This window comes from Allobosea psychrotolerans, from assembly GCF_002917105.1.
Taxonomy (GTDB): Bacteria; Pseudomonadota; Alphaproteobacteria; order Rhizobiales; family Beijerinckiaceae; genus Allobosea; species Allobosea psychrotolerans.
On record NZ_PQFZ01000026.1, the window covers coordinates 21,467 to 41,370 of the forward strand.

Below are 19,904 nucleotides of genomic sequence, written 5' to 3' on the forward strand. Positions count from 1 at the left end.
TTCCGCGCGTAGGCGGCCCCGGGACATGTCATGATCGTCGTTTTTGGTTCCTTGAATGTCGACCTCGTCACGCCGGTCGAGCGCCTGCCCGGTGCCGGCGAAACCGTGATCGGCCCGGGCTATGCGCTCCATCCCGGCGGCAAGGGCGCCAATCAGGCGCTGGCCGCGTGCCGCGCCGGGGCAGAGGTCGCGCTTGTGGGCGCGGTCGGGCGCGATGGCTTCGCCGAGATCGCCTTGTCGCTGCTCGCGGCGGACGGGGTCGATCTCGCCTGTGTCGCGCATGTCGATGCACCCACGGGGGCGGCCTTCATCGCGGTCGATGCGGCCGGCTCCAACCAGATCGTCGTCGCAGCCGGCGCGAATGCGTTCGCGCGCAGCGCCGTGCTGGACAGCATGCCGCTGGGCGAGCGCGACGTGCTGCTGCTCCAGCGCGAGGTGCCCGAGTCGGAGTGCATCGCCGCCGCGCGATCGATGAAGCGGGCCGGCGGGCGTGTCATCCTGAACCTCGCCCCGGCTGGTGCGCCCGCTGCGGCGCTGCTCGACTGTCTCGACGTCCTGATCGTCAACGAGCACGAGGCGCTGGTTCTGGCGCAGTCCCTGGGCTGGCCCGATGGGGAGCCCGAGGAGGTTGCCCGGCGCATCGACGCCGAGCGCGGGCTGGCCTGCGTCGTGACGCTCGGCGCCGCCGGCGTGGTCGGCTGGCAGGGCGGCGTCCGGCGCAGGCTCGCGGCACCGCGAGTCGACGTCGTCGATACAGTTGCTGCCGGCGACAGCTTCACAGGAGCCTTTGCTGCGGCGCTGGCCGCAGGCTGCGGCTTTTCGGGCGCGCTTCAGCGCGGACTGGCCGCCGGCTCGCTTGCCTGCACGGTGGCCGGCGCGCAGCCGAGCGTGCCTCGCCGGGAGGCGATCGAGGCTCTGGTCGGCCAGGCTTTTCTTTGAGTCCCGCAGGGTCCTCTGTCGAGTCTTGATGAAAGCGGACGGGAACCCTGCGTTAAGTCTGTTCCTTGCAAAAGCCGGGATCGGCCCCGCAACGCGCACAATACGAGCTGCGCTTTTCATCTTTCCGCAGGGACTGCGCCACATTCTCCCTACGCAGATTGGGGGCGGGGTCAGACATCGATGGCGCAAAGGCCGGTCATATGGGCTCTCGGCGTTGCCGGGGCCGTGATCTACAGCGCGCTTTCCTATAGTGGCCGGCTTGCGGACATCACCGGCGGTGCCGAGCCGCCCGTCGCTGCGGTCGCCACTGCCGGGAACCGGTCGACGGCCGCACCGAGGGCTGCACCACAACGTCCGACCCTGACCGTCGCCGCAGATTATCGCGGCCATTATGTCGTTCATCCGACGATCGACAATTACCGCGTCAAGATGATGGTCGATACCGGCGCCAGCATGGTCGCGCTGACGGCGAGCGATGCCCGGGCGCTCGGCATCCAGCTCGGGTCCAGCGACTACAAGATGATCCTCAGCACCGCCAATGGCGTGGTCAAGGGTGCGCGCGTCAATCTGCGCGAGGTGCGGCTCGGCGATATCCTGGTGCGTAACGTCGAGGCCGTCGTGCTGCCGGACGGCGCGCTCTCGATGAGCCTGCTCGGTACTTCCTTTCTCGGCAAGCTGCAGGGATATGAGGTCCAGACCGGCCGGATGGTCCTGCGCGGCTGAACCGCCAGCTGGGTCAGGCTGAAGCGTTTCCCATCGCAAGCGTCATCGGCTATGTGTGGCGCCTCTGGCCCGCTTCTCCATTCCGGATGCCCCGATGTTCCCCAAGCCGCTGCCCGAGCTCTTCCCGAACACCTTCGAATATGAAGCCCTGCCGCTGGTGAAGCCGACCGGCTTCCGCGAATACGATGCGCGCTGGTTCTTCGGGCCGGAGCTCAATCTGATGGGCGTCCAGGCCGTCGGCATGGGGCTGGGCACGCTGATCAAGCGCCTGGGCGTGAAGCCGGAGATCGTCACCGGCCATGATTTCCGCAGCTACTCCTCATCGATCAAGATGGCACTCGTCACCGGCCTGATGGCGGCCGGCTGCAAGGTCCACGATATCGGGCTCGCCATGTCGCCGATGGCCTATTTCGCCCAATTCGCGCTCGATGTGCCTTGCGTCGCCATGGTCACCGCCTCGCATAACGACAATGGCTGGACCGGGGTGAAGATGGGCTGCGACCGCCCCGTCACCTTCGGTCCCGAGGAGATGGGCAGGCTCAAGGAGATCGTGCTCGCCGCTGATTTCGACCTGTCGGGCGGTGGTTCCTATCAGTTCGTGCCGGATTTCCCGGCGCTCTACATCAAGGACCTGACCAGCCGCCCGAAGATCACGCGCAAGCTCAAGGTCATCGCCGCTTGCGGCAACGGCACGGCCGGCGCCTTCGCCCCGCAGATCCTGGAAGCGCTCGGCTGCGAGGTCGTGCCGATGGATGTCGAGCCCGACCATTCCTTCCCGCGCTACAATCCCAACCCTGAAGACATGAAGATGCTGCATGCCATGGCCGACGCCGTGAAGCAGCATGGCGCCGATGTTGCGCTCGGCTTCGACGGCGATGGCGACCGTTGCGGTGTCGTGGACGATCATGGCGAGGAGATCTTTGCCGACAAGATCGGCGTCATGCTGGCCCGCGATCTCGGCGCGCTCCATCCCGGTGCGCAGTTCGTCGTCGATGTGAAGTCGACAGGCCTGTTCAGCACGGATCCCGAATTGCAGCGGCTCGGCGTCAAGACCGATTACTGGAAGACCGGCCACTCCTACATCAAACGGCGCGTGCGCGATCTGAACGCGTTGGCCGGCTTCGAGAAATCGGGCCATTTCTTCTTCAACGCGCCTGTCGGGCGCGGCTATGACGACGGCGTCGTCACCGCCATCGCCGTCATCGATATGCTCGACCGCAATCCGGGCAAGTCGATGTCGCAGCTCTATGCCGCCGTGCCCAAAACCTGGGGCACGCCGACCATGGCGGCCAAATGCGCCGACGAGATCAAGTATCAGGTCGGCGAGCGCGTCGTGAAGCGCATCGAGGCCCTGCAGGCGCATGGCGCGACCATCGCCGGCCAGGCGATCCGCGACGTCATCACCGTGAACGGCGTCCGCGTCGTCAATGCGGATGGCACCTGGGGGTTGGTTCGGGCCTCGTCGAACAAGCCCGAGCTCGTCGTCGTCTGCGAGAGTCCGGTCTCCGAGGCACGCATGCGCGAGATGTTCGCGGCGATCGATGCCCTGCTACGCGAGAACCCCGAGGTCGGCGCCTACAACCAGAGCATCTGAGGCACCAGACCGCGGCGTGGCGGGCGCCGTCAGTTGTAGAGCGGGCACATGGCGACGCTGGCCCGCTCGACCTGCTCTATGTTGCCGGTGCCGCCGGTCTTGCCGACGCGCGGGCGCATATAGATCGGGGTGTTGCCGATCGTGATCGGTCCGGTCACGAGATAGCCGACCAGCGGCGTAAAGTCATAGCTCGACGTTGCCATGATCAGCGAGGTGCTGGCGATCTTGAGATTGTCCGGCAGGGTGACCGTGTCCCCGCGCTTCGGCACGGTCGAATTGCGCTGTGCGCTCCAGCAGACCTTGGCGACGCCGCTGCTGTCGATGACGACGCTGACGATCGCCATTTTCGGCGCCACGCTCGTGAACGGCGCCATGATCGTCTGCGCGGCATCGAAGATATTGCTCATCTCGGCGTCCGAGATCGACGTGCCCTGGGCGGTCAGGTCGGCCAGCGCGCGGTTCAAATCCGTGATTTTGCGGTCGATCATCACGCCCTGCGCGACCTCGACGATGCCGTAATAAACCGTCAGCATGACCGGGAGAACGAAGGCGAACTCGACCGCGGCGACGCCGCGGCGGCTGCGGGCGAAGCGCCGCGCCAGGCCGCGCAAGGCGGCGCGGTTGCGGCGAAAAGATAAGGCACGCCACATGATCCGGCCTCAGCTCGCAGGAACGGCGAAGGGTTCGGCACGGAAGGTGGCGGAAGCCACGATCCCCCGCTTGCCCGCACCGATATTGGCGAGCGCCGAACTCCATTGCGTGAAGATCAGCTTGTATTCGAGCACCGCCCGCACGACGACGATCTGCCCAGGCAGCGGCTGCGTGTAACCGTAGCCGGTCGTGTTCAAGGCGCCGCCGCTCACGGGGCTGCTGGCGGTCGTACCTGTGCTCGCGGCGGCGAAGGAGGCGTAGCTGCGGACGTCGATGGTCACCTTGGTGCAATCGATCAGGCCTGGCGCATTGGCGCAGATCGCGTTCTTGAAAGCGGTCGCATTGTCGCTGGCAGTACCCTTGTAGAGCGTCTGGGACTGGCCGGTGAGCAGCGCGCGAGAGGCTTGGCCAACACCCTCCTCAAGCGCCTGGCTGGTCCAGAACATCAGCGCGGTCTCGAGGATCGCCGCCAGCAGCATGAGAAAGGGCGTCGCGACCATGGCGAATTCGACGATGGTGGCGCCATCCTGCGAGCGCTTGAAGCGTCGCAGGAGGCAATGAATTCCACGCGGCTGGCGCGTAATTTCCACCGGTGTGTCGATCGGATGACCCGTCATAGCGTCATGTGTCCAGCTGGCGTGTCACGGGAAACTGCAGTGCAGATGAAACCGAGGCACATTCTCGACTTGTCGTGCCGGCAGCCGTCGAGACAAGCCCGTCGATCTCGGCGAGCGCAGTCTTAGGTGAAAAGAATTTCGGATCCGTTATGGCCAGGTGCAGGCCCTTGCCGGCGGCGTTAGCCTACCGTTCACCTTGATGGCCACGCACCATGTCGCCGGAGCGGATCGATCCGCCGCGTTATGTCTAGCGGTTCGTGCCGACCGCCAGGCTGTTGCGCGCGGTGGTCTGGCCGCCGACCTCGCCGAAATACTTCTGAGCGTCACCGAGCTGAACGGAGGGCTGGCAAATTGGCGTGCAGGAATAGGATTCGCGTTCCAGGCCGCGCTGCACGGTCAGGATGGAGTCGGAAGCCGCGCTCACGCGCACGAGCGATTCCGCCAGCAGCGCGCCGCCGGCGTCGAGGGCGATCAGGTTGGTGACGCCGAAGCTCTTGCCGGTGACGACCATCACGCCGTTCTTCTGCACCGAGACATCGGCGATGCCGGGATTGCCGACGATCACGGTCTGGGCCCTCTCCGGCAGCCGGACCACCTTCGCGTGATCGACCAGGATGTTCACGGTTTCTGGCGCGGTGGCCTGCGGCGCAGCGTCTACCACTCCGGCCTGTGTGGCGAACGCGATGAGCGCGGCCAGAGTCCACGACAAGCGTGCCCGGCGACGCGGCGCTGACGGTTCGAGAGTGGACATGGCTGACGCCTCAAGGATTCCAACGTCGGGAGCAAAGCGCAAATTGATGAATCAATCCCTAATGAGCCCTCGCCGAAGGCTTAGATGTTTACTCGCATCCGCTGCGATGGAGGGTTTTCCTCATGGGAATTCGATCGATTTGGCAAGAGGCGATGCGACATGGGAGAAAGGGGGCTATTTCGCGAGCGTGAGAGAGAGAAAATAAAACCGAATACTAATTTCATTCGTAAATAAGCGCTGTGTGTTCTTATAAATTCAGCGTTAACCATCGACACGATGTTTCCGAAAACAAGCGAATTCTTCTATCGGCTTAACCGATCAGCAAGGGGGACGGGGTAGTGTCCATCTGTCGCTGACCGAAGCCGCTCAGAGCAACGGCAGCAGTCAAACCGTGGTGCAAAAGGAATTCCAACATGACCAATCTCTTCGCTCGCTTCATCAAGAACGAGTCCGGCGCGACCGCCATCGAGTACGGCCTGATCGCAGCCCTCGTCGCTGTCGCTGCCATCGCTGGTATGACCGCGCTCGGCACGGGTCTGAAGACCCAGTTCACGAACATTGCCGCTCGTCTTGCCGGCTGATTTAGCTATTTCGGGCGCGGTCTAGTCTTCGCGCAAAGCGGAGCGCCTCGGCTTTGCCGAGGCGTTCTTGCTTCTGATCAGAAACGTGCCGTTAACGCAAGGTTTTGGTGAAATTTCTGGAGTATATCTGGTCAATAGAAATTTCCGGGAAACTTTTTGATGTCGCTTTCGTTTATCGCACTTCTCGTCGTGTTTCCAGCTGCTATGGCTTATGCGGCCGCGAGCGATCTCATTACAATGACGATCTCAAATCGGCTTTGCCTCCTTCTACTGGTCACTTTCGGTCTTTGCGCTACGCTCTTGGGATTGAGTTGGAGCCTTATCGGTTGGCATCTTGCTGCGGGCGGTCTCGTTCTCGTCGTCTGTTTCGGTATGTTCGCAGCCGGCTGGATCGGTGGCGGGGATGCCAAATTTGCGGCAGCGGTCGCGCTCTGGTTCGGCTTCGATCAGTTGATGCCCTATTTGATGCTCGCGGGCTTCGCAGGCGGTGTCCTGACGCTCGCCATCCTCAGCCTCCGCTCCGGGCCGCTGCCGGCCATTGCGGCTGGTTGGCCGTGGATGCGCCGGCTCCATGCCGCCAATGAAGGCGTGCCTTATGGTATCGCGCTTGCTTTCTCGGCGCTCTTCGTCCTCCCCGAGACCGATCTCTGGCGTGCTGCCATCGGTGTTTGAGCGGCGTTCGTACCGTTGTTCAGATGCCGTGTTCGGAAAAAAATACACACACGATTAACCATAAGTTGACGATTCCCATCGCACGATCCCTGCCGAAAGCCATCTCGGTTTGGCTGAGGGTCAGTCGCAATGAGTCCCGCCCGCATCATTATTCTCGTCGTGGCGCTGGTCGCCGGCCTCGGCGCGGCCCTGCTCATGCAGCGCCCGGATGCTCCTGCGCCGGTGGCTCAGATCCAGGCTGCGCCGACTGTGCCAGTGCTCGTGGCAGCCGCTGATATCCCGATCGGCAATACGGTATCCGCCAATGACATGCGCTGGATCGACTGGCCGCTGGCGAGCGTGCCGGCTGGCGTGGTGCGTCAGGACGAGGCGCCGGAGGCCGAGAAGGAGCTGATCGGTCAGGTCGCTCGCTATGCGATGCTCGGCGCGGAGCCGATCCGGCGCGAGAAGCTGATCAAGACCGACGGCACCGGCTTCCTCTCGGCGGTGCTCCCGGCCGGCAAGCGCGCCATCGCGATCAGCACGGACAGCCGCGGCGCCAACACGGCAGGCGGCTTCATCCTGCCCAATGACCATGTCGACGTCATCCGCACCTATCGGGAAGAGGGCACGGGCAGTCGCAGCGAGAGCTATTCCAGCGAGACGATCCTGCGCAATGTCCGCGTCCTGGCCATCGGCCAGAATGTCCAGGAGCGCAATGGCGAGAAGGTCGTCATCGGCGAAACGGCGACGCTGGAAGTCGATCCAGGCCAGGTTGAGACCGTCGCACAGGCCCAGAAGACCGGCTCGCTTTCGCTCGCACTCCGCAGCTTGAAGGACGTCGGCGAGGTCGCGCGGCCCTCCGAGGATGGCGCCATGACCCTTGTGCGCTACGGCGTCACCTCTAGAGGCGTGAAACCATGACCGTCGAACGCATTGTCATCTCGGCGGCGCTCGCCCTCCTCCTGGCTGGGCCGGCAGGCGCCCAATCAACCGGCCCTGCGCCGGTTTTGAATGTCGGCTCGAGCGACCATGCGATCGCACGCAAGCTCGATTTGTCGATCGGGCGCTCCTTGGTCGTCGAGCTGCCCCGCGACGCCAAGGAGGTCTTCGTCGCAAATCCGAAGGTCGCCAACGCCGTCGTGCGCTCGGCGCGCAAGCTCTTCATCATCGGCATCGCCGACGGCTCGACTTCGATGTTCGTCATCGATGCCGAGGGCAGGCAGATTTCCGCCCTCGAGATCGAGGTCGGGCGCGACCTCAACGTGCTCCGTCAGACCCTACGCAGCGCCCTTCCCAAGGCGCAGATCGATATCAAGCCCGCCGGCAACTCGATCCTGCTGGTCGGCAATGTCGCCAATGCCTCGGAGGCGACACAAGCCGTCGATATCGCCACGGCCTTCGTCGGCACGTCGGGTGGCTTCTTCTCCTCGTCCAAGGGCGCCGTCATCAACTCGTTGACGATCCGCGGGCGCGATCAGGTCATGGTCAAGGTCGTGGTCTCGGAAGTCTCGCGCAAGGCGATCAAGCAGCTCGGTATCAACTCGTCCGGCGAGTGGAAACTCGGCAATTTTTCGATCTCGCCGAGCCTCGACAATCCGCTGCCGCTGTCGCCGCAGTCGCTGTCCGCGACGGCTGTGACGGCCGGCATCGGCAATTCGACCAACTTTACCTTGCGCGCATTGGAGCGCGCAGGCCTCTCGCGGGTTCTGGCGGAACCCACGGTGACCGCGATCTCCGGCGAAAGCGCCAAGTTTACGGCTGGCGGCGAGGTGCCGATCCCGAGCGGTTACACCTGCGACAACGGCAAATGCACGCTCGGCATCACCTACAAGCCGATCGGTGTCGCGCTCAACTTCACGCCGATCGTGTTGTCCGACAACAAGATCAGCATGCGCATCGCAACCGAAGTCACCGAGCTCGACTTCGAGAACCAGCTCCGCTTCAACGGCCCCAATTCGGAATCCGTCAACGCCCCTGCCTTCCGGGTCCGCAAATCGGACACCACGGTCGAGCTGCCCTCCGGCGGCACCTTGGCGACGGCGGGCCTGATCCAGCGGGTCACGAAGCAGTCGATCAACGGCTTTCCCGGGCTGATGAACATTCCGGTCATCGGCGCCATGTTCCGCTCGCGTGACTACCAGCGCGAGGAGACCGAGCTGATGATCACGGCGACGCCCTATATCGCCAAGCCGATGGAGCCCAATCAGGTTCAGCGCCCCGATGACGGCTTCGTCGAGGCCCATGACGCGCAAGCAATTCTGCTCGGCCGCCTGAACAAGATCTACGGCACCAATAGCGGGCCATTGCCGCAAGCCTATAAGGGCCGCGTCGGCTTCATCGCCGACTGACGGCGTTGATCGCGTGAGAGGAATGACGGGACCATGATGGTTCGATCACAGCATATCGGGCTTCGCCAGCTGCGTGGACTCGCTGCCGTCCTGGCGGCGGGTCTCGCGCTTGGCGCCTGTGCGAAGAACGCCGATGTCACGGGCTCGCTTGCGCCGATCGACACGCGCGAGCGCCACCCGATCGTGCTGCGCGACGCACCGCGCTCGCTCGACGTCTTCGTGGGCCGGGCCGGTGGTGGGCTCGATGCCAGGCAGGCGGAGGATGTCGCCGACTTCGCTCGGGAGTATCGCCGCACCGGGCGCGGCGGGCTCGTTGCCGAGGTTCCCACCGGCATGCGTCGCGAGATGGCGGCGCATGACACGCTCAACGCCATCCGCTCGACCCTGGCTCGCAGCGGCGTATCGGCGGCCGCACTCTCGGTCCGGACCTATTCGGTCAACGATCCCGGTCTGGCTTCGCCGATCCGCCTCACCTTCGCCTCTCTCCAGGCTGGCTTGCCACATTCCTGCGGGCAATGGCCGGAGGATACGGGCGCTTCCAGCTACAAGACGAGCGCATCGAACGCGCCTTACTGGAATTTGGGCTGCGCCACCCAGGCGACCTTTGCCGCTCAAGTCGCCGATCCCATCGATCTCGTCCGCGCCCGCAGCGAGGGCCGCCCCGACATCGCCAAGCGCATGGGCGCCATCACCAAGCTGCGCGAAGGCAAGGATCCCTCGACCGAGTACCGGCAGCAGACGCCGCAGATCAATTCCACTGTCGGCGGAGGGACCTGATGGACAAGGATCAGGCCTTCGAGACGCAGGTCGAAGCCCCAAGCAACGAAATCATCATCGCTCCGCTTCCGCGCATCACCTTGCAGGCCTTCTGCGAGACGCCGGGTGTGGCTGCGACGATGCAGGCCGTCATCGCCGACCGGCGTATGGACAAGGCGCATGCGCGCATCCAGATGGGCGGTCCCGCGGCCGCAGTCGAGGCTTTCCGCGCGGCCCCGACACCCAATGTCATCGTGGTCGAGACGGTGTCAGATCCCGCGACGCTCGTCCGCCATCTCGAGACATTGTCGGAAGCCTGCGACGCCGGCACCAAGGTCGTGGTCGTTGGGCATGTCAACGATGTCCAGCTCTATCGCGACCTCATTCGCCGCGGCGTCAGCGAGTATCTGATCGCGCCGCTCGGCACGCTCGATATCCTGCGCACGCTGTCGGAGCTCTATGTCGCGCCCGGCGCTCGCAATCTTGGCCGCATCATTGCAGTGATGGGTGCCAAAGGCGGTGTCGGCGCCTCGACGGTGTCGCATAACGTCGCCTGGGCGATCGCCCGCAACCTCGACGCCTCGACCGTCATCGTCGATCTCGACATCGCCTTCGGCACGGCGGGCCTGGATTTCAACCAGGATCCGCCACAGGGCGTGGCGGAGGCCGTCTTCGCGCCGGAACGTCTCGACGCCAATTTCCTTGACCGTCTGCTGTCGCGTTGTAGCGAGAACCTGGCCTTGCTCGCGGCGCCGGCCATGCTGGATCGCACCTGCGATCTCTCCGAGGATGCGTTCGATCAGCTCTTCGATCTGCTGCGCGCCAGCGTGCCTTGCGTCGTTCTCGACGTTCCCCATATCTGGAGCGCCTGGGTTAAGCGCGCCCTGATCGGTGCAGACGAGATCGTTATCGTGGCTGCGCCCGAGCTCGCCTCGCTGCGCAATGCCAAGAACCTGATCGATTTGATGCGCGCCGGCCGCGCCAATGATTCCAGCGCGAGGCTGGTGCTGAACCAGGTCGGCCTGCCCAAGCGGCCCGAGATCGATGCGTCCGAATTCGCCAAGGCGCTCAATGTCGAGGTGCTGAGTTCGATTCCCTTCGACGCGCAGCTCTTTGGCACCGCCGCCAATAATGGCCAGATGATCGCCGAGGTCCAGGCCAACGGCAAGATCAATGAAGCTTTCGTCCAGATAGCCAGCGCGCTGACCGGGCGCGGCGAGGCCAAGCGCGGCAAGCGCAGCCTGTTCGAGCCGCTGGTCGCCAGGCTGAAGCGCCGCAAGGCCTGACGATGATGTGTGCCGCGATCAGCGTCGATATGAGCGGCTCGGTCGGGCAATGTCTCGCCTTGCCCGCGAAAGAGGGTTGAGATGTTCGGAAAGCGATCAACCGGCGCAAATCCGCCCCAGGCCTTGACCGTGAAGGCGGCCGCGTCCGCGCCGGGGCTTGCGCACACGCTCGACCAGACCGGCGGGCGTGATCCGCGGCGCAGCCCGCCGCCGCCAGTGCCGGTCGAGACGCCACGCTCCGACGAATACTACCAGATGAAGAGCATGATCTTCGGGGCGTTGATCGAAGCGATCGACCTCTCGCAGCTCGCCAAGCTCGATGGTGAATCGGCGCGGGAGGAAATCCGCGACATCATCAACGAGATCATCTCGCTGAAGAACGTGGTCCTCTCCATCGCCGAGCAGGAGGAATTGCTCGACGATATCTGCAACGACGTTCTCGGCTATGGCCCGCTCGAGCCCTTGCTGGCGCGCGACGACATCGCCGACATCATGGTCAATGGCGCGACCCGCACCTTCATCGAAGTTGCCGGCAAGATCACGCTGACCAATATCCGTTTCCGCGACAACGCGCAGCTGATGAACATCTGCCAGCGCATCGTCAGCCAGGTCGGCCGGCGCGTCGACGAATCCTCGCCGATCTGCGACGCGCGCTTGGCAGACGGCTCGCGCGTCAACGTCATCGCGCCACCTTTGGCGATCGATGGGCCGGCGCTCACGATCCGCAAGTTCAAGAAGGACAAGCTGACACTCGACCAGCTCGTGCGATTCGGCGCGATCTCGCCGCCTGGAGCCGAGATCCTGAAGATCATCGGCAAGGTCCGCTGCAACATCGTCATCTCGGGCGGCACCGGTTCGGGCAAGACGACGCTACTCAACTGCCTGACCAATTACATCGATCTCGATGAGCGGGTGATCACCTGCGAGGACGCTGCCGAACTGCAACTGCAGCAGCCCCATGTCGTGCGCCTCGAAACGCGCCCGCCTAATATCGAGGGCACCGGCGCAGTCACCATGCGCGACCTCGTCAAAAACTGCCTGCGCATGCGGCCCGAGCGGATCATCGTCGGCGAGGTGCGTGGACCGGAAGCCTTCGACCTGCTTCAGGCCATGAATACGGGCCATGACGGCTCGATGGGAACGCTGCACGCCAACACGCCGCGTGAATGCCTGAGCCGTATCGAATCGATGATCACCATGGGCGGCTTCAGCCTGCCGTCGAAGACGCTGCGCGAGATGATCTGCTCATCGGTCGACGTCATCATCCAGGCCCAGCGCCTGCGGGACGGCTCGCGCCGCATCACCCACATCACCGAGGTGATGGGGATGGAAGGCGAGGTCATCATCACCCAGGATCTGATGACCTATGAGATTCTGGGCGAGGACGCGGCCGGTAGGCTCACCGGCCGCCACCGCGCCACCGGCATCGGCCGGCCGCGCTTCTGGGAGCGGGCGCGATACTATGGCGAGGAGCAGCGCCTCGCGGCGGCGATCGACATGCTGGAAAGGCAAGGCGAGGCCGATGCGGCCTGACAGCGCGATCTGAGCGGAGCAACACGCCGTGGACAAGAGCGTCATCGCCGTCATCGTGCTCGCGACCCTCGCTGCCGGGGGCGTCGTCTATGCGCTGTTCTATCCGCTGCTCAGCGGGCAGGCCCGGGCGGAAAAGCGCCGCAAGGAGTTCGCAAGCCCGGTCGCAGCGCGCGGCATCGACCGCGAGACGCAGATGCGGGCCAAGCGCGGTCAGGTGGCTCAAAGCCTCAAGGAGATCGAGAAGCGCGAGAGCTCACGCAACAAGCTTTCCCTCGAAACACGCCTGCAGCAAGGCGGGCTGAACTGGACGCGCAAGAAATATTACATCGTCAGTGCGGTCATGGCCGTGGTGACCGCGCTGGCCCTGCTGCTGGCGAGCGACAAGCCGCTCCTTGCGGTCATCGGCCTGTTCGTCGGCGGGCTCGGCCTGCCCGCCTGGTACATCAAGCGCTGCAAGACGAAACGGTTGAAGAAATTCGGGACAGAATTCCCCAATGCGATCGACGTCATCGTCCGTGGCATCAAGGCGGGTTTGCCGCTGAACGACTGCCTGCGGATCATCGCGCATGAAGCTGCCGAGCCTGTCGCTGGCGAGTTCAAGCAGATCATCGAGAGCCAGGCGCTGGGCCTGCCGCTGACGGAAGCCACGGCGAAGCTCTATGATCGCATGCCCTGCGCTGAAACGAACTTCTTCGGCATTGTGTTGGCGATTCAACAGAAGACCGGTGGCAACCTCGCCGAGACGCTCGGAAACCTCTCGCGCGTCATCCGTGAACGTCGCAAGATGCGCGACAAGATTCAGGCGGTCTCGATGGAGGCCAAGGCTTCTGCCGGCATCATCGGCTCATTGCCGCCTGTCGTCGCGATCCTGGTCTACCTGACCAGCCCGCGCTACATCGAACTGCTCTGGCTCACACAGACCGGCAAGGTCGCAATGGTTGTCGGCGGCATCTGGATGCTGATCGGCTGCCTCGTGATGCGCAAGATGATCAACTTCAACATTTGAGGCGGCGCGGATGATTGCTCTCATCGCAGACAAGCTCGCCGACGGACAATTTCTGTTGTCGATCATCGTCGCGGTCGCCGCCGCCGCAACCGTGTTGACGCTGGCGATCCCGCTGACGGAAGGCAACAGCCTGCAAAAGCGCATGAAGGGCGTTGCCAGCGAACGCGAGAAGATCCGCGCCCGCGAGCGCGACAGGCTCAACCGGCAGAAGGACAAGGTCACGCTTCGCCAGGAGCCGAAACAGTATATGCGCCGGATCGTCGACCAATTTAAGCTTGGCGACTGGCTTGGCACAGAGACGGCGAAGCAGCGGCTCTTGATGGCCGGCTATCGCGGCCCCCAGGCTGAAGTCGGCTTCCTGTTCTTCCGCCTGGTGGCGCCGATCGGGCTCTTCCTGTTCACGCTGTTCTACGTTTTCGCCCTGAACGATTTCGGCCAACCTTTCATGGTCAAGGTCGGGATTGCGATTGCCGCTGCCTATCTCGGCATCAAGGCGCCGGAAGTCTTTCTGTCCAACCAGATCGGCAAGCGCCAGGCTTCGATGAGGCTGGCCTTTCCCGACGCTCTCGATCTGCTGTTGATCTGCGTCGAGTCCGGTATGTCGATGGAGCACGCCTGTCGCAAGGTCGCCGGCGAGATCGGCACGCAGTCCGTACCGCTCGCTGAAGAGTTTGCGCTATGCACGGCCGAGCTCGCCTATCTGGCGGAGCGGCGGCAGGCCTATGAGAATCTGGCCCAACGGACGGGGCTTGAAAGCGTCAAATCGGTCTCGACCGCTCTGATCCAGGCCGAGCGCTACGGCACGCCGCTGGGTACCGCTCTGCGCACCCTGGCTCAAGAGAGCCGTGACCAGCGCATGATGATGGCGGAGAAGAAGGCGGCTTCGCTGCCGCCCATGCTGACCGTGCCGATGATCCTGTTCTTCCTGCCGGTGCTGTTCGTCGTCATCCTGACGCCGGCGATGATCCAGGTCTTCAAATGGCAATGAGAAGGCTTTTGGGGCCGATCTGACTTAAGGCGAGACTGTCTCACTCACTATGAGACTATAGGGGCCGCAGTCTCACATGGATGAGATTTGAGATATATTCTGCGCATATGGCGAAAGATTACAGTTTCTTGCTTGTGTGTAACCGTAATTCTCGCGTTCTGAGGAACGGAATACGCGTTCGAATTGGCTTATTCTCTCTCAAAATAGACAGCTGATGCAGTCTCATTGTGAGTTCGGCTGAACCGGTCCCAACGCGACGACCGCTTCTTCTTTGCGGGCGAAGCATGTTCGGCACGCGCCTTTTCGACCGCCCACAGCGTTTATGAGACGGAATTGGTAGCCGCGGAGGCATTCTGGAACACTGGATCAGCAACAAGCGTACCAAGAGCATCTCCGCGTTTCTCCGAATCGCGGAAATGCTCTAACTCCTTATTTTATCGCATTTTCTTCACGCGAACCGGTGCCCACTTCGCTCGAAAATGCTCTGGAATTGAAGGCGCGAGGACCGCTCAAAGCTGGGATTCGAGGGGCAAAATTCGAATGACGCTCGCAGCAAACCGACGCCACAGGCTGGCAGAGGGCTCGCGAACCCCGGGGCCACCTCCGATTTTAGCATGGTCGCTCCAGGTAACCCGATCGTCGATAAGGCTGACGCGGAAGGCGGATGCGGATGTCGTTTGTTGGCGAACAACGGAATTTACCTGCTCAACCAGCGTCCGATCCGAAAACAAGACACCCATTTCGGTGTTCAGCGAGGCCGACCGTGGGTCGAAGTTGAAGGATCCGATAAAGCCTGAGCGCCTGTCTACGGTAAATGCCTTGGTGTGGAGGCTCGCCCCCTTCGATCCGAAGAGAGAGGCTCTCTGCGCGGGCATGTCCGGCCGCAGCTCGAAGAGCTCCACACCGCTCCGCAGCAACGGTTTCCGATAGGACGCATAGGCTCCATGCGCGGCCACCACATCCGTTGCAGCAAGCGAATTCGTCAGCACCGACACGGCCACGCCACCTTTCGACAGCTGCCGCAGCGCGGCCACGCCCCTGTTCCCTGGAATGAAATACGGGGACACGATCCTCAGCTCGTCGCGCGCCGCCGCGATGGCTTTATAGATCCGATCGGCGAGCCAGCCCTTCTGGCCGACTGCCCATGCCTTTTCGGCTGGGTCGGATATGATCTCGACTTCAGTCGTCCAGCATAATTGGCCGGCTGCGCAGAGGACGCCGTCGCAACCATCGAGCTTGGCCAAGTGTTGGAGATAAGGTTCGGCGTCCATCGCGCTCGTGCGGTTCTTCGGACGATTCGACGTATGAAGCCTGCGCGATATGGGGCGGCTCAGCGCGCCGATCGGAACAGCGACTGCACTGTTCCAGAAATCGTCAAAAATGTCCTGAACGCTGCGCAGGCTTTTGCCGACAAACAGCAAATCCATATCGTGAAAATTCGTTGTCTTCGCCGCGCCGAAATACGCATCGCCGATATTCCTGCCGCCGACGATGGCCAAACGCCCATCAGCGATCCACGACTTGTTGTGCATACGCCGGGTCGTCCTAAAGACGCGCAGGGCCAGTTCCAGGCCACGCCGCAACCCGTTCGAGCGATTCCGGCTGGGGTTGAATAACCGAACCTCGATGTGGGGGTGGCTGTCGAGGGCGAGGTAGCTCGAATCGTTTCCGCGGGTATTGATGTCGTCGATCAGCATGCGGACGCGCACGCCTCGGTCGGCTGCTGCGAGAACCTCCCTCGCGAGCAGGTTTCCGGTCAGATCCTCGCACCAGTAGTAATATTGCAGGTCAAGACTACGCCCGGCGTTGCGCGCAGCGAGGACACGCATCTCAAAAGCATGGAGATTGTCTGACAGAAGCACCAAGCCCGTTGCGCCGTCGTGATTTCGGAGGAGCGGGGCGAGCTCACGATCCAACGGTGTCGCATCGTCACGAACAGGGAGAGCCGAAGAGGGCTCGCCCTTTGCCCGCCTGGCAAAACGCCCGTACGAATAGAACGCCGCCGTCGTCGCGAGCGCGATGATCACTAAGCAACTGGCCAGGATTTCGAAAAGTGGCATGTGTGCGACCGTTGAAACTTGTCGTGAAGATAACCCGGCTCGATCACATTCGTTCGCTCGTCGCTGAACTCTCGCCTCGCTTCGGCATTGATCAGTTGCAGACCGCCTTCGGGGACAACCTTGATGCACGAAACCGATCTTCACGAACCCCGTCGGACCAGGCGCTTGCCGGCGCTGCGCATCTCGAGCTGGAGCCGGGACCGGGCGGGGGCAGGTTCCCGGTCAGAATCACACCATTCCACTGGCGAGCTGACGATAGCCTCGTACAACATTCATAAGGCTGTCGGGCGGGATCACCGTTTTGCTCCCGACCGCATCGTGGAGGTTCTCAAACAGATCGACGCCGATATTGTCGCGCTGCAGGAGGCCGATCAGCGCTTTGGTGCACGGGCGGGGTTGCTTGATCTGGGACTTCTGCACCGCAAGACGGGATTACGACCGGTTGTGATCGAAACGCGCTGGCAAGGTCATGGATGGCACGGGAATGTCGTGCTGTTTCGCGACGGACACGTCACGGCTACCCGACAAATCGTATTGCCCGGCGTAGAACCGCGTGGCGCTCTGATCATAGACCTGTCGATGAGGGGCGCTGACGTTCGCATTGTCGCGGCCCATCTTGGCCTCCTTCGACGCTCGCGCTCGAAACAGGTCGAAGCGCTCGTGAATGCTTCAAAGCCAACCGACGGCAGGCCGGTTTTTCTAATGGGCGACCTGAATGAATGGCGCCTGGGCAAAAAATCGACACTGCATGGACTCGCGCCGAAATTTGGCCCGCTCCATGCTGCAATACCGAGTTTTCCCGCCCGGTTTCCGCTCTGGGCGCTCGATAGGATCGTTGGCTATCCTGCCGAAACAATTGCACGGGTCGAGCTTCATGACACGCCCCTTGCTCGCATTGCGTCCGATCATTTGCCGATCAAGGCCATTGTCACACCATCCGTAGGTGCCCGCCAGGCGCATTGACGGCAGCCGCAGTCAATTATTCGACGTGGCCACCTGGGTCGTCTTTCCCGCAGCTCGGCGTCAGACCTTGGGTGTTTCGCCCGCTGGCGTTTCCGGCTTGCGGGCGCTTGTCTTGCCCTTGCTGCTGCCGGCCCGCAGGACGTCCCAGCTATTCGTCTGACTGACGCTGCGCTTGAGATAGGCGATCGTGGCCGCGGCTTCCGTGGGGCTCTGGTCCTGCCGGGCCAGCGTCTCGGCTTCGCCGAAGCGGCCCTGCAGGCCGAGCACGAGGACGAGGTTTTGCCGCACGCGCGCATCGCTGCGGTTGGAGGCGGCTGCCTCGCGCAGGACCCGTTCGGCCTCGGGCAAATGTTTCGAGAGCGCCAAGGAGAGGCCGAGATTGGACATCACGGTCGGCTCGCCCGGCGCGAGCTTGAGCGCCGCCTGGTAGAGCTGCTGCGCGCGTTCGGGCTCGCCGAGCTGATCAGCCACAGTGCCCTGCGCCGAGAGGATGCGCCAATCCGGCCGTTCCGGCGAATGGGCGCGGGAAAGCACTTCGTCCGCTTCTTTCAGCCGGCCATTATCGGCGAGGGAACGGCCATAGGCCCCCAGCATTTCGAGATCGTTGGTATGAGCCAGGACAGCGCTCTGCAGCACCGCCAGCGCCTGGGCGTTCTGGTCGAGCGCGCGCAAGGCGCGGGCATAGTAGAAGGCGGCGTCGCGCTCCTTGGGGTTGGCGTCGTAGCGCTTGCCCCAACGCTGGCTCTCCGCCTGCCAATCGGCCGGGCTGCGCGGCTGGGCGTCGCTGCGGCCGATCGAGCCCGTGATATCGCCCAGGCCACCGCGGCTCTGGCAGCCGGCAATGGCAAATGCAGCGAGGCAGACGGCAGCCAGAAGGCCGGCGCGGACAAGCTTGCGAGAGGCCATCAGGGGCGCAGGAAGGCTGGCGGACATGGCGGGATCGCCTCGCAACGATGGAAAATCTGGTCCCGCCGGTGATAAAGCGTTAACCCTAATGCATTCTTAACCATGGCCTCGCGGCCGGTTCCCAACCCCGTTTCCGATCAGGTGTCGATCTCCGTGCACAGCCTTCTCGTTTCCGCCTCGCCTTCGGCCATTCCGGTTCATGTCGTCTCGAAAGCCGGGTTACCCAGGCTGCTCGAAGCCTTGGCGCCGGAAGGCCGGCGCTTTGCGCAGGCTCAAGGCTTCGCCGCCCGGCCGGGCCAGCATCTTGCCTTGCCGGATGCTTCAGGCGCGGTTGCGGCCGTCCTGCTCGGCGTCGAGCCGCCCGAAGCGCGTCGCCGCGATCCTTTCGCGCCCGGCCGGCTCGCGGCGATCTTGCCAACTGGCGACTATGTGCTGTCGGGCGAGATCGGCGATGCCGGCCTGGCTGCGTTGGCTTGGCTGCTGCAGGGTTACCGCTTCGACCGCTACCGCAATCCCGCTTCCCCCACGGCCCGCCTCGTGCTGCCCGACGGCGTCGATGGCGAGGAGCTGAGCGCGGTGGCGACGTCAGCCATGCTCGCGCGTGATCTCGTCAATACGCCGGCCAATGACATGGGCCCGGCCGAGATCGAGGCGGCGATTCGCGCGCTCGGCGAGGAATGCGGCGCCACCGTCACCAGCATCGTCGGCGACGATCTGCTGGCCAGGAATTTCCCGATGATCCATGCGGTCGGCCGCGCATCGGTGCGCGCGCCGCGTCTGATTGATCTGGTCTGGGGCGATCCGAGTCGGCCCAAGGTCACGCTTGTGGGCAAGGGGGTCGCCTTCGACACTGGCGGCCTCGATCTCAAGCCGTCGGCGGGCATGCTGCTGATGAAGAAGGATATGGGCGGGGCTGCCGCGGCGATCGCCGCTGCGCGCATGATCATGCTGGCGAAGCTTCCGGTCCGCCTGCGCCTGCTGGTGCCGGCGGTGGAGAATGCGGTGTCAGGCTCAGCCTTCCGGCCGGGCGACGTGCTGCAAAGCCGCAAGGGCATCACGGTCGAGATCGGCAATACCGATGCGGAAGGTCGGCTCATCCTCGCCGATGCGCTGGCGCTCGCCGACGAGGAAGCGCCGGAGCTGCTGATCGACTACGCCACGCTGACGGGTGCGGCCCGCGTCGCGCTTGGGCCGGAATTGCCGCCCTTCTATACGCATGACGAGGGGTTAGCCGCCGAGATCGCCCGCCTCGGCAATGCGGTGAACGACCCGGTTTGGCGGCTGCCGCTCTGGCCGCCCTATGACGGGTTGCTCGATTCCAAGATCGCCGACGTCAATCATGTCTCGGGCGGCAGCTTCGCCGGCTCGGTCACGGCGGCCCTGTTCCTGAACCGCTTCGTCGAGAAGACTGCGTCCTACGCTCATTTCGATATCTATGGCTGGACGCCCTCGGCCAGGCCCGGCCGGCCGGAGGGGGGCGAGTGCCAGGCCGCCCGCCTGACCTATGCGCTGCTGAAGCAGCTTCACCCCATCGGTTAAGCCTCTTGC

At 63.6% G+C, this 19,904-nt stretch carries 19 protein-coding genes; 14 read left to right on the forward strand and 5 right to left on the reverse strand.

Translation table 11 applies throughout. The features are described 5' to 3' along the window. Positions 1-30 precede the first annotated feature (30 nt). The 3 genes from CYD53_RS26860 (at position 31) to CYD53_RS26870 (ending at position 3,256) form a co-directional block, all read left to right on the forward strand. Positions 31-939, forward strand: a complete 909-nt coding sequence (locus tag CYD53_RS26860) for a ribokinase (RefSeq protein ID WP_181012046.1) — start codon at positions 31-33, stop codon at positions 937-939. 180 nt (positions 940-1,119) lie between these two features. Then, positions 1,120-1,662: a retropepsin-like aspartic protease family protein gene (locus CYD53_RS26865; RefSeq protein ID WP_103721162.1), complete on the forward strand. Its 543-nt coding sequence runs from the start codon at positions 1,120-1,122 to the stop codon at positions 1,660-1,662. A gap of 94 nt (positions 1,663-1,756) precedes the next feature. Beyond that, complete coding sequence (locus tag CYD53_RS26870) at positions 1,757-3,256, forward strand: phosphomannomutase/phosphoglucomutase (RefSeq protein WP_103721163.1); 1,500 nt, start codon at positions 1,757-1,759, stop codon at positions 3,254-3,256. 29 nt (positions 3,257-3,285) lie between these two features. Here the strand turns inward: CYD53_RS26870 and CYD53_RS26875 are convergent, their stop codons facing one another. The 3 genes from CYD53_RS26875 to CYD53_RS26885 all read right to left on the reverse strand — a co-directional run bounded on the left by CYD53_RS26875 (position 3,286) and on the right by CYD53_RS26885 (position 5,275). Continuing rightward, positions 3,286-3,906, reverse strand: a complete 621-nt coding sequence (locus tag CYD53_RS26875) for a TadE/TadG family type IV pilus assembly protein (protein WP_103721164.1) — start codon at positions 3,904-3,906, stop codon at positions 3,286-3,288. Positions 3,907-3,915: 9 nt separating this feature from the next. After that, positions 3,916-4,524 (reverse strand): TadE/TadG family type IV pilus assembly protein, encoded by a 609-nt coding sequence (locus tag CYD53_RS26880; RefSeq protein ID WP_103721165.1) that lies wholly within the window; start codon positions 4,522-4,524, stop codon positions 3,916-3,918. Positions 4,525-4,771: 247 nt separating this feature from the next. Further along, positions 4,772-5,275, reverse strand: coding sequence for a pilus assembly protein N-terminal domain-containing protein (locus CYD53_RS26885; RefSeq protein ID WP_103721166.1), 504 nt, complete (start codon positions 5,273-5,275; stop codon positions 4,772-4,774). 413 nt (positions 5,276-5,688) lie between these two features. Here CYD53_RS26885 and CYD53_RS26890 point away from each other — a divergent pair, with 413 nt between their 5' ends. The 9 genes from CYD53_RS26890 to CYD53_RS26930 all read left to right on the forward strand — a co-directional run bounded on the left by CYD53_RS26890 (position 5,689) and on the right by CYD53_RS26930 (position 14,427). Beyond that, positions 5,689-5,856, forward strand: coding sequence for a Flp family type IVb pilin (locus CYD53_RS26890; protein ID WP_103721167.1), 168 nt, complete (start codon positions 5,689-5,691; stop codon positions 5,854-5,856). A gap of 159 nt (positions 5,857-6,015) precedes the next feature. Continuing rightward, positions 6,016-6,528 (forward strand): A24 family peptidase, encoded by a 513-nt coding sequence (locus CYD53_RS26895; RefSeq protein ID WP_103721168.1) that lies wholly within the window; start codon positions 6,016-6,018, stop codon positions 6,526-6,528. A 129-nt stretch (positions 6,529-6,657) separates the two neighbouring features. Further along, on the forward strand, positions 6,658-7,431 hold the full coding sequence (gene cpaB, locus CYD53_RS26900) for a Flp pilus assembly protein CpaB (RefSeq protein ID WP_103721169.1): 774 nt from the start codon (positions 6,658-6,660) through the stop codon (positions 7,429-7,431). Beyond that, positions 7,428-8,858 (forward strand): type II and III secretion system protein family protein, encoded by a 1,431-nt coding sequence (locus CYD53_RS26905; RefSeq protein WP_103721170.1) that lies wholly within the window; start codon positions 7,428-7,430, stop codon positions 8,856-8,858. The genes cpaB and CYD53_RS26905 overlap by 4 nt, the downstream gene beginning before the upstream one ends. A 33-nt stretch (positions 8,859-8,891) precedes the next feature. After that, entirely contained in the window at positions 8,892-9,635 is a 744-nt protein-coding gene (locus CYD53_RS26910) for a CpaD family pilus assembly protein (protein ID WP_103721171.1), read from the forward strand. Further along, a complete protein-coding gene (locus CYD53_RS26915; protein WP_103721172.1) occupies positions 9,635-10,900 on the forward strand; it encodes a CpaE/TadZ family protein in 1,266 nt (421 codons plus the stop codon). The genes CYD53_RS26910 and CYD53_RS26915 overlap by 1 nt, the downstream gene beginning before the upstream one ends. A gap of 81 nt (positions 10,901-10,981) precedes the next feature. Continuing rightward, a complete protein-coding gene (locus tag CYD53_RS26920) occupies positions 10,982-12,433 on the forward strand; it encodes a CpaF family protein (RefSeq protein WP_103721173.1) in 1,452 nt (483 codons plus the stop codon). Positions 12,434-12,461: 28 nt separating this feature from the next. After that, entirely contained in the window at positions 12,462-13,439 is a 978-nt protein-coding gene (locus tag CYD53_RS26925) for a type II secretion system F family protein (protein WP_103721174.1), read from the forward strand. Positions 13,440-13,449: 10 nt separating this feature from the next. After that, positions 13,450-14,427, forward strand: coding sequence for a type II secretion system F family protein (locus tag CYD53_RS26930; protein ID WP_103721175.1), 978 nt, complete (start codon positions 13,450-13,452; stop codon positions 14,425-14,427). Between the two features lie 509 nt (positions 14,428-14,936). Here the strand turns inward: CYD53_RS26930 and CYD53_RS26935 are convergent. Next, a complete protein-coding gene (locus tag CYD53_RS26935) occupies positions 14,937-16,487 on the reverse strand; it encodes a phospholipase D family protein (RefSeq protein WP_103721176.1) in 1,551 nt (516 codons plus the stop codon). A gap of 165 nt (positions 16,488-16,652) precedes the next feature. Between CYD53_RS26935 and CYD53_RS26940 the strand changes: the two genes are divergently transcribed. Then, complete coding sequence (locus CYD53_RS26940; RefSeq protein ID WP_245928446.1) at positions 16,653-17,450, forward strand: endonuclease/exonuclease/phosphatase family protein; 798 nt, start codon at positions 16,653-16,655, stop codon at positions 17,448-17,450. A 60-nt stretch (positions 17,451-17,510) separates the two neighbouring features. Here the strand turns inward: CYD53_RS26940 and CYD53_RS26945 are convergent, their stop codons facing one another. After that, entirely contained in the window at positions 17,511-18,383 is an 873-nt protein-coding gene (locus tag CYD53_RS26945) for a tetratricopeptide repeat protein (protein WP_245928447.1), read from the reverse strand. Between the two features lie 126 nt (positions 18,384-18,509). On the opposite strand from CYD53_RS26945, the gene CYD53_RS26950 reads away from it, so the two are divergent. Then, positions 18,510-19,895, forward strand: a complete 1,386-nt coding sequence (locus CYD53_RS26950; RefSeq protein WP_245928448.1) for a leucyl aminopeptidase family protein — start codon at positions 18,510-18,512, stop codon at positions 19,893-19,895. The last annotated feature ends 9 nt before the right edge of the window (positions 19,896-19,904 follow it).

What these genes read in the sequence shown, in the direction of transcription:
- CYD53_RS26860 (WP_181012046.1), top strand. Translation starts at nt 31, where the DNA reads ATGATCGTCGTTTTTGGTTCCTTGAATGTCGACCTCGTCACGCCGGTC.
- CYD53_RS26865 (WP_103721162.1), top strand. Translation starts at nt 1,120, where the DNA reads ATGGCGCAAAGGCCGGTCATATGGGCTCTCGGCGTTGCCGGGGCCGTG.
- CYD53_RS26870 (WP_103721163.1), top strand. Translation starts at nt 1,757, where the DNA reads ATGTTCCCCAAGCCGCTGCCCGAGCTCTTCCCGAACACCTTCGAATAT.
- CYD53_RS26875 (WP_103721164.1), bottom strand. Translation starts at nt 3,906, where the DNA reads ATGTGGCGTGCCTTATCTTTTCGCCGCAACCGCGCCGCCTTGCGCGGC.
- CYD53_RS26880 (WP_103721165.1), bottom strand. Translation starts at nt 4,524, where the DNA reads ATGACGGGTCATCCGATCGACACACCGGTGGAAATTACGCGCCAGCCG.
- CYD53_RS26885 (WP_103721166.1), bottom strand. Translation starts at nt 5,275, where the DNA reads ATGTCCACTCTCGAACCGTCAGCGCCGCGTCGCCGGGCACGCTTGTCG.
- CYD53_RS26890 (WP_103721167.1), top strand. Translation starts at nt 5,689, where the DNA reads ATGACCAATCTCTTCGCTCGCTTCATCAAGAACGAGTCCGGCGCGACC.
- CYD53_RS26895 (WP_103721168.1), top strand. Translation starts at nt 6,016, where the DNA reads ATGTCGCTTTCGTTTATCGCACTTCTCGTCGTGTTTCCAGCTGCTATG.
- cpaB (WP_103721169.1), top strand. Translation starts at nt 6,658, where the DNA reads ATGAGTCCCGCCCGCATCATTATTCTCGTCGTGGCGCTGGTCGCCGGC.
- CYD53_RS26905 (WP_103721170.1), top strand. Translation starts at nt 7,428, where the DNA reads ATGACCGTCGAACGCATTGTCATCTCGGCGGCGCTCGCCCTCCTCCTG.
- CYD53_RS26910 (WP_103721171.1), top strand. Translation starts at nt 8,892, where the DNA reads ATGATGGTTCGATCACAGCATATCGGGCTTCGCCAGCTGCGTGGACTC.
- CYD53_RS26915 (WP_103721172.1), top strand. Translation starts at nt 9,635, where the DNA reads ATGGACAAGGATCAGGCCTTCGAGACGCAGGTCGAAGCCCCAAGCAAC.
- CYD53_RS26920 (WP_103721173.1), top strand. Translation starts at nt 10,982, where the DNA reads ATGTTCGGAAAGCGATCAACCGGCGCAAATCCGCCCCAGGCCTTGACC.
- CYD53_RS26930 (WP_103721175.1), top strand. Translation starts at nt 13,450, where the DNA reads ATGATTGCTCTCATCGCAGACAAGCTCGCCGACGGACAATTTCTGTTG.
- CYD53_RS26935 (WP_103721176.1), bottom strand. Translation starts at nt 16,487, where the DNA reads ATGCCACTTTTCGAAATCCTGGCCAGTTGCTTAGTGATCATCGCGCTC.
- CYD53_RS26945 (WP_245928447.1), bottom strand. Translation starts at nt 18,383, where the DNA reads ATGTCCGCCAGCCTTCCTGCGCCCCTGATGGCCTCTCGCAAGCTTGTC.